Annotated in this window: 13 protein-coding genes; 8 read left to right on the top strand and 5 right to left on the bottom strand. The window is 65.3% G+C overall.

Going from position 1 to position 12,708, the window contains the following annotated elements; all coding sequences use genetic code 11:
* Positions 1-115: 115 nt before the first annotated feature.
* The 5 genes from AAFG07_RS11430 to AAFG07_RS11450 all read left to right on the top strand — a co-directional run bounded on the left by AAFG07_RS11430 (position 116) and on the right by AAFG07_RS11450 (position 5,982).
* Complete coding sequence (locus AAFG07_RS11430) at positions 116-2,839, top strand: hybrid sensor histidine kinase/response regulator (protein WP_342727352.1); 2,724 nt, start codon at positions 116-118, stop codon at positions 2,837-2,839.
* A gap of 77 nt (positions 2,840-2,916) precedes the next feature.
* Positions 2,917-3,387 (top strand): chemotaxis protein CheW, encoded by a 471-nt coding sequence (locus tag AAFG07_RS11435; RefSeq protein ID WP_342727353.1) that lies wholly within the window; start codon positions 2,917-2,919, stop codon positions 3,385-3,387.
* A gap of 63 nt (positions 3,388-3,450) precedes the next feature.
* Positions 3,451-3,816 carry a response regulator gene (locus tag AAFG07_RS11440; protein ID WP_018273268.1) on the top strand — a complete coding sequence of 122 codons (366 nt, stop codon included), beginning with the start codon at positions 3,451-3,453 and terminating at the stop codon, positions 3,814-3,816.
* A 130-nt stretch (positions 3,817-3,946) separates the two neighbouring features.
* Complete coding sequence (locus AAFG07_RS11445) at positions 3,947-5,116, top strand: chemotaxis response regulator protein-glutamate methylesterase (RefSeq protein ID WP_342727354.1); 1,170 nt, start codon at positions 3,947-3,949, stop codon at positions 5,114-5,116.
* Positions 5,113-5,982, top strand: a complete 870-nt coding sequence (locus AAFG07_RS11450) for a protein-glutamate O-methyltransferase CheR (RefSeq protein ID WP_342727355.1) — start codon at positions 5,113-5,115, stop codon at positions 5,980-5,982. Before AAFG07_RS11445 ends, AAFG07_RS11450 begins: the two co-directional genes overlap by 4 nt.
* A 103-nt stretch (positions 5,983-6,085) precedes the next feature.
* Here AAFG07_RS11450 and AAFG07_RS11455 read toward each other — a convergent pair whose 3' ends face one another.
* The 4 genes from AAFG07_RS11455 to AAFG07_RS11470 form a co-directional block, all read right to left on the bottom strand.
* Positions 6,086-7,243 carry a glutathionylspermidine synthase family protein gene (locus AAFG07_RS11455; RefSeq protein ID WP_342727356.1) on the bottom strand — a complete coding sequence of 386 codons (1,158 nt, stop codon included), beginning with the start codon at positions 7,241-7,243 and terminating at the stop codon, positions 6,086-6,088.
* A 42-nt stretch (positions 7,244-7,285) separates the two neighbouring features.
* Positions 7,286-7,501: a hypothetical protein gene (locus tag AAFG07_RS11460; RefSeq protein ID WP_342727357.1), complete on the bottom strand. Its 216-nt coding sequence runs from the start codon at positions 7,499-7,501 to the stop codon at positions 7,286-7,288.
* Positions 7,502-7,597: 96 nt separating this feature from the next.
* A complete protein-coding gene (locus AAFG07_RS11465; protein ID WP_342727358.1) occupies positions 7,598-8,023 on the bottom strand; it encodes a hypothetical protein in 426 nt (141 codons plus the stop codon).
* Positions 8,024-8,039: 16 nt separating this feature from the next.
* Positions 8,040-8,444, bottom strand: coding sequence for a DUF350 domain-containing protein (locus AAFG07_RS11470; RefSeq protein ID WP_024583958.1), 405 nt, complete (start codon positions 8,442-8,444; stop codon positions 8,040-8,042).
* A gap of 217 nt (positions 8,445-8,661) precedes the next feature.
* Between AAFG07_RS11470 and AAFG07_RS11475 the strand changes: the two genes are divergently transcribed.
* From AAFG07_RS11475 to AAFG07_RS11485, 3 genes are read left to right on the top strand one after another with little or no spacing between them, the layout of a single operon-like run.
* Positions 8,662-8,919 (top strand): hypothetical protein, encoded by a 258-nt coding sequence (locus tag AAFG07_RS11475; protein WP_092116416.1) that lies wholly within the window; start codon positions 8,662-8,664, stop codon positions 8,917-8,919.
* A 36-nt stretch (positions 8,920-8,955) separates the two neighbouring features.
* A complete protein-coding gene (locus AAFG07_RS11480) occupies positions 8,956-10,143 on the top strand; it encodes a hypothetical protein (protein ID WP_342727359.1) in 1,188 nt (395 codons plus the stop codon).
* Positions 10,144-10,153: 10 nt separating this feature from the next.
* Positions 10,154-11,740 (top strand): S53 family peptidase, encoded by a 1,587-nt coding sequence (locus AAFG07_RS11485; protein WP_342727360.1) that lies wholly within the window; start codon positions 10,154-10,156, stop codon positions 11,738-11,740.
* A gap of 77 nt (positions 11,741-11,817) precedes the next feature.
* Here the strand turns inward: AAFG07_RS11485 and AAFG07_RS11490 are convergent, their stop codons facing one another.
* Positions 11,818-12,519 (bottom strand): response regulator transcription factor, encoded by a 702-nt coding sequence (locus tag AAFG07_RS11490; RefSeq protein WP_016848562.1) that lies wholly within the window; start codon positions 12,517-12,519, stop codon positions 11,818-11,820.
* Positions 12,520-12,708 lie beyond the last annotated feature (189 nt).

A 12,708-nucleotide genomic window follows, 5' to 3' on the forward strand; every position in this document is an offset into this window, starting at 1 on the left:
TTTTCCAATTACTCAACCAAACTTAAACGCTTTGCGGAGAAGCTGACCTAAGTTCCGGCCGGCGCGTCGATGTCGCGCGCCGCAGCGTTTTCGGCGTTTTTCGAAGGTTGGTTTCATGGACGATCTGTTGCGCGAGTTCCTGACGGAGAGCAGCGAGAGCCTGGACACGGTCGACAACCAGCTGGTGCAGTTCGAGCAGGATCCGAACAACGCGAAGATCCTGGATAATATTTTCCGCCTTGTGCATACGATCAAGGGCACCTGCGGCTTCCTCGGGCTGCCGCGGCTGGAAGCGCTGGCGCATGCCGGCGAGACCCTGATGGGCAAATTCCGCGACGGCATGCCGGTGAAGGCGGAAGCCGTGACGCTGATCCTGTCCTCGATCGACCGCATCAAGGAGATCCTTGGCGGGCTCGAGGCGACCGAGGCCGAGCCTGAGGGCAACGACCGCGATCTGATCGATCAGCTCGAGGCGATGGTCGAGCGCGGCATGGCGGCCATGGCGGCCGGTGAGGCTGCTCCTGAAGACATACCTGTCGTTGAATCTCCATCCGTGCAGGCGGCGATGACAGAAGGCACGCTGGTGGTGCAGACGCTGGAGCGCCCGCTGCGCCCGGGCGAGGTCTCGCTCGACGAGCTCGAGCGCGCCTTCCGCGAGACCGAGGCCGAAGTCGCAGCACCGGCACCCGCGCCGGTCGCGAAGCCCGTGGCCACAGCCACCGCAGCCGAGCCGGCCGAGGCCGCAAAGAAACCGGCCCGCAAGGCCGCCACCGAGGATGTCCAGGAAGGCGACAAGATCGCCAACCAGTCGATCCGGGTCAACGTCGACACCCTCGAACACCTGATGACCATGGTCTCCGAGCTGGTCCTGACCCGCAACCAGCTCTTGGAGATCTCAAGGCGCAACGAGGACACCGAGTTCAAGGTGCCGCTGCAGCGGCTCTCCAACGTCACCGCCGAGCTGCAGGAAGGCGTCATGAAGACGCGGATGCAGCCGATCGGCAATGCCTGGCAGAAGCTGCCGCGCATCGTCCGCGACCTCTCCGGCGAACTCGGCAAGCAGATCGAGCTGGAGATGCACGGCGCCGACACCGAGCTCGACCGCCAGGTGCTCGACCTGATCAAGGATCCGTTGACGCACATGGTGCGCAACTCCGCCGATCATGGCCTCGAGACCACCGCCGAGCGGGTCGCTAGCGGCAAGCCCGAACAGGGCACCATTCGCCTCTCCGCCTATCACGAAGGCGGCCACATCATCATCTGCATCGCCGACAATGGCCGCGGGCTCAACACCGAGCGGATCAAGGCCAAGGCGCTCCAGAACGGTCTCGTCACCGAGGCCGAGCTCGAGAAGATGACCGAGGCCCAGATCCACAAGTTCATCTTCGCGCCGGGCTTCTCGACCGCCGCCCAAGTGACCTCGGTGTCCGGCCGCGGCGTCGGCATGGACGTGGTGCGCACCAATATCGACCAGATCGGCGGCACCATCGACATCAAGAGCGTGGCCGGCGAGGGCGCCTCCGTCACCATCAAGATCCCGCTGACCCTGGCGATCGTCTCCGCGCTGATCGTGGAAGCCGGCGGCGACCGCTTTGCCATCCCGCAGCTCTCGGTGGTCGAGCTGGTGCGGGCCCGCGCCAACTCCGAGCACCGCATCGAGCGGATCAAGGACACCGCAGTCTTGCGGCTGCGCAACAAGCTGCTGCCGCTGATCCACCTCAAGAAGCTGCTCAAGATCGACGACGGCGCCACCTCAGATGCCGAGAACGGCTTCATCGTGGTCACCCAAGTCGGCAGCCAGACCTTCGGCATCGTGGTCGACGGCGTGTTCCACACCGAGGAGATCGTGGTCAAGCCGATGTCCACGAAGCTGCGGCACATCGACATGTTCTCCGGCAACACCATTTTGGGCGATGGCGCCGTGATCATGATCATCGACCCCAACGGCATTGCCAAGGCGCTCGGCGCGTCCGGCTCCTCGGCCCATGACATGGCCGACGACAATGCCGCGGCGCATGCCTCGAGCGGCGAGCAGCTCACCTCGCTGCTGGTGTTCCGCGCCGGCACCTCGCAGCCCAAGGCGGTGCCGCTCGGCCTCGTCACCCGGCTGGAAGAGATCGCAACCGACAAGATCGAGCTCTCCAACGGCCGCTACATGGTGCAGTACCGCGAGCAGCTGATGCCGCTGGTGCAGATGGCCGGCGTCGAGGTGCAGACCCAAGGCGCGCAGCCGATCCTGGTGTTCGCCGACGACGGCCGCTCGATGGGGCTCGTGGTCGACGAGATCATCGACATCGTCGAGGAGCGGCTCAACATCGAGGTCGCGGGCTCCCAGGACGGCATTTTGGGCTCGGCCGTGATCAAGGGCCAGGCCACCGAGGTGATCGACGTCGGCCACTTCCTGCCGATGGCGTTTGCCGACTGGTTCTCGCGCAAGGAGATGCGGCCGTCGGCCTCGGCGCAGTCGGTGCTGCTGGTCGACGACTCAGCGTTCTTCCGCAACATGCTGGCGCCGGTGCTCAAAGCCGCCGGCTACAAGGTGCGGACCGCGCCGAACGCCCAGGAAGGGCTCGCCGCGCTGCGCTCGGGACAGGCCTTCGACGTCGTGCTGACCGACATCGAGATGCCCGAGATGAACGGCTTTGAGTTCGCCGAGAACATCCGAAGTGACCACAACCTCATCGGGCTGCCGATCATCGCGCTGTCGGCGATGGTGTCGCCGGCGGCGATCGAGCGTGGCCGCCAGGCCGGCTTCCACGACTATGTCGCCAAGTTCGATCGTCCCGGGCTGATCGCGGCGCTGAAAGAGCAGACCGCCGAACTGCGCCGGGCCGCCTAGAGCATGATCCGGAAAAGTGGGAACCGGTTTTCCGATCGGATCATGCTCAAAACAAAGGGATGCAAGGAACAGAACTGATGACGAGCAAGATCGAGACCAGTGAAGGCGCGATGGCCGAATACGTCACCGCGGTGATCGGCGGGCAGCTGTTCGGCCTGCCGATCTCGCGGGTGCAGGACGTGTTCATGCCGGAGCGGCTGACGCGGGTGCCGCTGGCCTCGAGCGAGATCGCCGGCGTGCTCAACCTGCGCGGCCGCATCGTCACCGTGGTCGACATGCGCGCCCGGCTCGGCCTGCCGAAGGCCGACGACGGCAAGCCGCCGATGGCGGTCGGGGTCGACCAGCGCGGTGAATCCTATGGCCTCTTGATCGACCAGATCGGCGAGGTGCTGCGGCTGCCCGACGACAGCCGCCAGGACAATCCGGTCAACCTCGATCCCCGCATGGCGAGGCTCGCCGGCGGCGTTCACCGCCTCGACGGCCAGCTCATGGTCGTCCTCGATGTCGATCGCGTGCTCGAACTGGTGCCTGATGCCAAAGCGGCCTGAGACGGGCCGACTGAATCGAAGAACTGAAACATCCCTCCGGGGATGAGGAAGTAGAGGTCGCAGATGAGAACGTGTCTTGTTGTCGATGACTCAAGCGTCATTCGCAAGGTTGCCCGCCGTATCCTGGAGGGGCTCGATTTCCAGATCGTCGAGGCCGAGGACGGCGCCAAGGCGCTCGAGGCCTGCAAGCGCGCGATGCCCGAGGCCGTGCTGCTCGACTGGAACATGCCTGTCATGGACGGCTACGAGTTCCTCGGCAATCTCCGCCGGATGCCGGGCGGCGATCAGCCGAAGGTCGTGTTCTGCACCACCGAGAATGACGTCGCGCATATCGCACGCGCGCTGCATGCCGGTGCCAACGAATACATCATGAAGCCGTTCGACCGGGACATCGTCACCGCGAAGTTCCAGGAAGTCGGTTTGATCTAAAGCATGATCGGAAAAGTGGGAACCGGTTTTCCGAGAAGATCATGCTGATTTAGGTTTCTACGTTCGATCCGGCGGCAGAAGCCTTCGGCTCAACGGTTGTTGTGCGTCGTGTTGCGTCGCTGGTGAAGTCATGAGTGTTGCGTTGACAAGTACTGCGGTCCCGACATCGACCCGTTCCGACAAGGTGCGGGTGATGGTCGTCGACGATTCCGTGGTCATCCGAGGGATGATCTCGCGCTGGATCGGCGCCGAACCCGACATGGAGGTCGTGGCCTCGCTGCGCACCGGCCTCGATGCCGTGAACCAGCTCGAGCGCTTCAACCCCGACGTTGCGGTGCTCGATATCGAGATGCCCGACCTCGACGGCATCTCGGCGCTGCCGCAGCTCTTGGCGAAGAAGCGCGACCTCGTCATCATCATGGCCTCGACGCTGACCCGCCGCAATGCGGAGATCAGCCTGAAGGCGCTCTCGCTCGGCGCGTCCGACTACATTCCGAAGCCGGAGAGCACGCGCGAGGCGACCGCCGCGGAAACCTTCCGCCACGACCTGATCCAGAAGATCCGTCATCTCGGCGCCAAGGCACGGCGCAGCATAGTGCATACGGCGGTGAGCCCGCCGCTCGCGCCCGGACACGACAAGCCGCGCCCGGGGCTGGCCCCCGCAGCAGCGCCCGCGGCGCCCGCCCAGATCACGCGCCGTTCGTTCGGCCTGCTGCAGCCGAAGGTGCTGCTGATCGGCTCCTCCACCGGCGGCCCGCAGGCGTTGATGTCGCTGGTCGCAGAGATCGGCCCGGTGATCGACCGCGTCCCGGTGCTGATCACCCAGCACATGCCGCCGACCTTCACCACCATTCTCGCCGAGCATCTGGCGCGCACCAGCAAGCGGCCGGCGCATGAGGGGATCGACGGCGAGAGCATCAGGCCGGGTCAGATCTATCTGGCGCCGGGCGGACGCCACATGCGGATCGTCCGCCACGGCATCGATGCCACGATCGCGCTCGACGACGGGCCGCCGGTCAATTTCTGCAAGCCCGCGGTGGATCCGATGTTCACCTCCGCGATCGATGTCTGGCAGGGCAGCATCATGTCGGTGATCCTGACCGGCATGGGCTCCGACGGCATGCGCGGCGGCAAGGACATCGTCGCCGCCGGCGGCAGCGTGATCGCCCAGGACGAAGCGAGCAGCGTGGTGTGGGGCATGCCTGGTGCCGCGGTCCATGCCGGCATCTGCGCCGCCGTGCTGCCGCTCAATCAGATCGGATCGAAGCTTGTTCGCGTGTTTGCGGGAGACCGTCCGTGACGCCGCTGGACTACGAGTATCTGCGCAAGCTGCTGAAGGAACGTTCCGGCCTCGATCTGTCGGCCGACAAGCAATATCTCGTCGAGAGCCGCCTGCTGCCGTTGGCGCGCCGGTCCAACCTCGCCGGCATTCCCGAACTGGTCCAGAAGATGAAGGGCGGCGCCGAGATGCTGACGTCGGAGGTGGTCGAAGCGATGACCACCAACGAGACCTTCTTCTTTCGCGACAAGATCCCGTTCGATCATCTGAAGGACGCGGTGCTGCCGGCGCTGGCGCAGGCGCGCGCCGCGCGCCGTAGCTTGCGCATCTGGTGCGCGGCCTCGTCGACCGGGCAGGAGCCTTATTCGATCGCGATGCTGCTGAAGGAAATGACCGCGCTGTTCACCGGCTGGCGCATCGAGATCGTCGCCACCGACCTGTCGCAGGCGGTGCTGGAAAAGTCGAAGGCCGGCCTGTTCAGCCAGTTCGAGGTGCAGCGCGGCCTGCCGATCCAGCTGCTGGTCAAGCACTTCGTGCAGAAGGGCGAGCTCTGGCAGCTCAACGCCGATATCCGCGGCATGGTGCAGCATCGTCAGCTCAATCTGCTGCAGGACATCTCGCATCTCGGCACTTTCGACGTGATCTTCTGCCGCAACGTGCTGATCTATTTCGATCAGCAAACCAAGGCAGGGATCTTCGGCAAGATCTCCCGGATGCTCGAGCCTGATGGCGTGCTGGCGCTTGGCGCGGCAGAATCCGTGGTCGGCATCACCAATCTGTTCAGGCCCTATCCGGACCGCCGCGGGCTCTATCAGTCCAGCACCGCGCCAGTCGCGCGCGCGGGCGCCGCGCATGTGCTGAAGGCGGTCGCGTCCGCGGCGCGTTGAGGCCGACTCTTTCCGGCGCGAAGCTGCCTGACCCGTCATCCTGAGGCGCGCCCCGCTCGCACCTCAGGATGACGGGCCGCGAGAGGCGTGTGCGGCTACAACCTTACAAAATCGCGTGCGGCAGGAAGCGCGATGTGTTGCCGGTGATCGGGTTCTCGTCCTCGCGGATCGACAGCCCGCAGGGCGTGTGGTCGACCAGCCAGCTGCCGAGCACGGGGTACTGTCCGGAGAAATTCGGCAGCGGCGCGAGGGCCTGCCGGATGAAGCCTTCGGCGCCGTAGGGACCTTGCTCCGCGACCAGCGTGATGCCGGCGCTGACCAGTTCGACATTGGCGCCCTCGCGCGAGTAGATCGGCTTGCGCACGAACGAGGTGCCGAGTTGCGCAGCCTGCGGATCGTCCTCGAAATAGGCCGGCAGCAAATTGGGGTGGTTCGGGAACAGCTCCCACAACAGCGGCAGGATGCCCTTGTTGGACAGGATCGCCTTCCATGGCGGTTCGATCCATTGCGTCGGCGCCGAGCCGAGGTTCTTGCCGAACGCGTCGTGGAACATCCACTCCCATGGATAGAGCTTGAAGGCGAGCGCGATCGGGCTTTCGTCGAGGTCGACGAACTGGCCGTCGCTGCGCAGCCCGATCTGCTCGATGTCGAGCAGCGTGGTCTTCAGCCCGGCCTGCGCTGCGGTGTCCTCGAGATAGGCGAGCGTGCCGGCATCCTCGGCATTGCCGGTCAGCCCGGTGAGATGCAGCGGGTGCGTCGCGCCGATCGTCTTCCAGGCCTCGATCAGCGCCTCGTGGATCGAGTTGAACTGGTCGGCGCGCTTCGGGATGATGTTGCGTTCGATCGCCTGTTCGAGCCAGGTCCATTGAAACACCGCCGCCTCGAAGATCGAGGTCGGCGTGTCGGCGTTGTATTCGAGCAGCTTGGCCGGGCCGCTGCCGCTGAATTTGAGATCGAGCCGGCCGTAGAGGCTCGGCTCCTTGCGGCGCCAGCTCGCCGCGATCAGGTCCCAGAACGCTTCCGGAATTTTCAGCCGGCGCAGATATTGTTCATCCTTGATCGCGCGTCCGGCGAGCTCGAGGCACATCGCGTCGATCTCGCCGGTCGGCGCCTCGATATCGCGCTCGATCTCGTCGAGCGTGAAGGCGTAGTAGGCGCGCTCGTCCCAGTAGCGTTCACCGTCGATGGTGTGGAAGGTGAATCCGGCGCTTTCGGCGGTTGCCTGCCAATCGTCGCGCTCGGAACATACGATGCGTTGCATGAAGGGGTCCGTGATCTTCAGACGATGCGTGTCGGCTCGGTGTCAGCCGCCGCCATGCGAGGGACCGTTGTCGTAGCGGGCGATGCTGCGTGGCGCACCGCCGAAGCCGCCGGAGGGTGATATCTGCTCGGGCTTCCGCTTGGCTTTGTGCCCGGCATGGTGATGACTGCGGGCCTGGCCTGGCGTCAGGCCGATCGAGGCTGCGCCGATCGCGACGCTTCCCATCAATTTCAGCCAGACCCGTCGCGAGCGTTTCATGGACGCGATCCTTGCCTTCTGCGGAGCCGCGCCGAGTGTCCATCAGCTCCGATCGCCGGGCAAGCGAAAGCGCATGACGACACGGCAAAGTGCTTCTCAGCCACCGCCGAAGCCGAACGCATGCGCGAACGAGCCGAAGCCGCCGCGGCTCACCGACGAACTTGACGATGAACTCGACGAGGATGAAGGTCCGCCGGACGAGGAGCTGCCGCTGTAGAAGCTGCTGCGCGACGAGCCGCCGCCACCACCACCACCGCTGCCGCCGGACCCGGACGACGAGCTGCGCGGCGCGCAATCGGCGCCGGGTTGCAGGGGGGCCGGCGCGGTGACGCCCGGTGGCGCCTGGATGGGTTGGCAATTCTGCCGCGGCATCAGCGCGTAGGCGCCGCCGCCGACCGCGAGCGTGCCCATCATCAGCAGCGCGACATGATTGGAGCGCTTGGAAGGCGGCTCCGGTCGCGTCGCCACCGCCGGCACGCTTGGCCGCCGTTTGCCGAATTCCGGGTTTGGTTTGCGCGCCATGGTTCGGCTCAATGGCTCAGTAGATCATGCAGGCCGCGTTCAGCGCGCCCGCGGCCAGCGAGGACAGCCCGAGCCAGATCGCCGCCGCCATTTCGCCGGAGGCGATCCGCGCCGACAGGTTCGGCACCGGGATCTTCACGATGTAATAGACGATGATCTGCACGATCAGCGCGATGATGCTCCAGATCAGGCAGTCCACCACGTTGGCGGAATGGGCGATGGCGCTGACCACCGGCAGCACGAAGCCGAGCAGGCTCAAGCCCAGCGCGATCGCCGCCGCCGGATCGTTGTCGCGGATCAGCTGGAATTCGTCATGCGGGGTGACGCGGGTGTAGACGAAGAGGTAGGCGACCACGGCAATCAGCGCCGTGCAGAAATAGACCAGGAACGCCGGCAGGCCGGCGAGGGATTGCAGGATCATGTGATGCGCCCGAACAGCCCTAGATGGTCATCCTATAGCTGATTGGTCGCGGTTCGCGAAGCTTCGGTTCGATCCAACCTGTGGGCGACGGTGTCCGTGGACGGCCGCCGGAAAATTGCTGCGCGAGGATGTGAGCCGCTTCACAGCGGACCTTGCGATAGTCGCCTATACGATATGCAACCAGAAGTGCATGTCGCGAATGGGTTCGGTGATCCCGATGACGACCAGCTTTGGCAACGACATCCTGCCGATGTTTCGACCGGGCGACATCGCCTGCATGACCCCAAAGGGCGTTCGGCTCGGCGACGCCGACTGGATCTGCGACCCGGCCGCTAATGATGACTTTGCCGATCACGCCAATGCACGGCGCGTCTTCGCTGCGCTGTCGTCCGGCTTCATGCCGCCCGGTCACCGATGGTCGCAGGACGCGCTCGATGTCTATGCGAGCTGGATGGGGGACGGATTCCAACCTTGAACGGATTCCAACCATGAACCCGATGTGGAGAGCAAGATGAGAAGGTCGATCGACACGCTGCTCGTCTGTGGTCTGCTGGTGCTTCCCGCGCTTCCGGCCGCAGCGCAATCGCCGCCGAATCCCGCGATGACCGCGCCGGATCAGGTCGCCTGGCAGCTCTTCATCCAGGCCAACACTCGCGCCGGCGGCAGCAATTCGACGTTCGAGACCTGGGCAAGCGATACCGATCTGTTCCAGCCCAATCCGCAGTTTCCGGCGGCCGCGACGCCGCCGTCGCTGCGCCCGCCGATCCTGCCGCAAGTGGCGCGCGAAGGCGTGCAGCAGAGCGGCGGATTGCTGCCGGCGCTGCCGCCGGGCGCCGCGCAGGGGCAGATGGAGGAGACCCGTCACAACAAGCCGACGTTCGACTTCATCGTCCAGAACAACCTCTACAAGCTGTCGGGTGTGAAAGCCGCATTCGGCAAGGCGCTGTCGTTTCCGGTCGATTCCATCGAGGTGAAGGGGAATTGGCTGCCGGTCAGCGACATTCCGCAATTCACCAACAACAAGGTGACGGTGGCGCAGGTGCCGCAGCTCTATCACGTCAACAGCGCGGCCGGCGTGCAGTACGCCCTGGTCTCGATGCATGTGATCAGCAAGCAGGTGCCGAACTGGACCTGGGCGACATTCGAGCACCGCTTCAATCCGGGCCGCTGCGACATCATCGGCTGTCGTGACAATTTCGGCGCGCAGACCGCGTTCGTGCCGTCGAACCGGACCGCCGGCCAGGGCTATCCGGATTGCGCGAAGACGGCCGCGCTGACGGCGATGCTGTCGAGCGCGGACATCGATCCGGTCTACAACAATTACTGCCTGAAGGGCTCGCAGGTGGATTTCGTCGACAATGTCGGGCTCGACATCAGGGTCGGCAATTCCGTCACCGAGGACGGCTTCGTCGCGACGTCGTCCTGCATCACCTGCCACGGCCGCGCGGCCTTCAAGGCCGACGGCACGCCGTCGTCGCAGGCGGGATTCCTGTCGTTCGGTCCGAATGGCCCGGTTGCTCCGCTCGGGCCGCTGCTGCCCGAATGGTACTGGAAGTTCTCGGGCCAGCCGCCGATCTTCGAAGGCAAGCCGGGACTCACCCGCATCGCGACCGCGGCAGACTTCGTGTGGTCGATCCCGTTCTGTGCCTACGACGATACGCAAACTCCGGCGCAGCCGACGCCATGTAGCGGCAAGTGAGATCGCATCGATGGCGGGCACCTCCGAGCGCAGGGTTCCGCTAGCCGGCAGCAACCGTGCCGCGCCTGTCGGTGCGACGCTGGTCGGTGATGTCGATCCCGACGAGCGGATCCCCATCGTGGTCTATGTGAAGCGGCGCACCCCCGACAAGTTTCCGACGGGCAGCGCCGGGGATCTCGCCCGGCTCGCCAGGCCGATCACGCGGCACCAGCTTGCGACGCAGCGCCATCGCAGCCATGCCCGCGCCGTCGCCCGCGTGGTGCGGCTGGCGGCAGAGCGGGGCTTGACCGTCGGCCGCAGCGATCCGGTCGCGCGCACGGTCGAGTTGGAAGGCACGGCGCGGCAGATGGCCGAGATCTTCGGCGCGACGCTTCGCACCTACCGCGACGGCGAGCGCACGTTTCGCGCGCGCGTCGGCGGCCTGACGGTGCCGGCCGAGATCGCGCCATGGACCCGGGCCATTCTCGGCTTCGATCAGCGGCCGCTGCGGACCAGGACGCCGCTTGCGCAGGCCCAGGCCGACACGGGCAGTGGCAGCGGGCTGTGGCCGACCGACATCGCGGCCCGCTACGGCATTCCGCTGGATCGCGACGTGTCGTCGATCTGTGTCGGCATCATCGCACTCGGCGGCGGCTATCTCGCGAGCGATCTCGCCATGGCGGTGGCCGGCATGAACCGGCCGCCGCCAGTGGTCGTTAACGTGCCGCCGACCGGCAATGATGGCAGCTTCGGCAGCAACGATATCGCCGATCAGGAAATCGCGCTCGATCTCCAGGTGCTCGCCGGCCTGCTGCCGAAGGGCAAGATCGTGGTCTACTTTGCCGAGAACTCCGCTGCGGGTCTGACCGACGCGATCCATCAGGCGGTGTTCGATGAAGAGCATGCGCCGCAGGTGGTCTCCGTCAGCTGGGGCAGTGCCGAGAAATATTGGACCGGGCCGGGGCGCGACGCGATGCAGGCCGTGCTGGCCGATGCCGCGCGGCTGCGCGTCAGCGTGCTGTTCGCCTCCGGTGATCAGCTCGCGACGAGCGGCCTGACCGACGGCAAACTTCATGTCTGGTTTCCCGCCTCGAGCCCCTATGCGACGAGCTGCGGCGGCACCCAGCCCGTATCTGCCGCTGGCAATGGGGCAGCCGCAGCGGAGGCGGTCTGGAACGCCGGCGCGGTCGGCACCGGCGGTGGCATCAGCGACGCGTTTCCCGTCCCCGATTATCAGTCGCATTTGACGCTGCCGAAATCGCAGAACGACGGCGCTATCAGGCGCGGCGTCCCGGATGTCGCCTGCGCGGCCGCGGCGACCCCGGGCTACCGCATCATGGTCAACGGACAGGCGATGGCGATGAGCGGGACCAGCGCCGCGACGCCGCTATGGGCCGCGCTGGTTGCGATAGCTGTCGCCGCCCGCGGCGAGCAGATCGGCTTTCTCAACGCTGCGCTTTACGCCAACCCCGGCGCATTCCGTGCGGTCGTGCAGGGCAACAACCGCGTCGGCGGCAAGGGCTACGATGCCGGCCCCGGCTGGAGCGCCTGCACCGGGCTCGGCGTTCCGAAGGGCGCGGATCTGCTCGCCGCTTTGACCGCGATCCCGGTGGCGTAAGCCCCAAAAACAAAAACCCCGCCATTTGCGGCGGGGCTCAAGTCGAAAGCGAAGTCGGAACGCTGCGGGCCAGAAGGTCAGGCGGGAATGCGCTCGTCGGCCTCGTGCGGCTCGCGCAGCACGTAGCCGCGGCCCCACACGGTCTCGATGAAGTTGCGGCCCTCGGAGGCGTTGGCGAGCTTCTTGCGGAGCTTGCAGATGAAGACGTCGATGATCTTCAGCTCCGGCTCATCCATGCCGCCGTAGAGATGGTTGAGGAACATTTCCTTGGTGAGCGTGGTGCCCTTGCGGAGCGAGAGCAGCTCCAGCATCTGGTATTCCTTGCCGGTGAGGTGCACGCGCTGACCGCCGACCTCGACCGTCTTGGTGTCCAGATTGACCACGAGATCGCCGGTCTGGATCACCGACTGGGCGTGACCCTTGGAGCGGCGCACGATGGCGTGGATGCGGGCGACCAGCTCGTCCTTGTGGAAGGGTTTGGTCATGTAGTCGTCGGCGCCGACGCCGAGACCCTTGACCTTGTCCTCGATGCCAGCGAGGCCGGAGAGGATCAGAATGGGAGTCTTGATCTTCGAAACCCGGAGCTGCTTGAGCACGTCGTAGCCGGACATGTCGGGCAGGTTGAGGTCGAGCAGGATGATGTCGTAGTCGTAAAGCTTGCCGAGATCGACGCCTTCTTCACCGAGATCCGTCGTGTAGACGTTGAAACTCTCGGATTTGAGCATCAATTCGATCGACTGCGCGACGGCGCTATCATCTTCAATCAGCAAAACGCGCATGCCAGTCCCCTATAGTCGCCGCTCCGGGCGTCAGGTCGGCCGCACTTGCGGCACTCACAAAACGCCTTTGAACAACTGATTCGGATCCTGACGAGATATGGTTAACAAAAACTGATTCCTCGACGCAAGCTCTAACCGTGCAATTTTTGTCGAATCGCCCTAAGATATTGCGTAGAAGAAGCTTTTCCT

The sequence above is a fragment of the Bradyrhizobium sp. B097 genome (assembly GCF_038957035.1).
GTDB lineage: Bacteria > Pseudomonadota > Alphaproteobacteria > Rhizobiales > Xanthobacteraceae > Bradyrhizobium.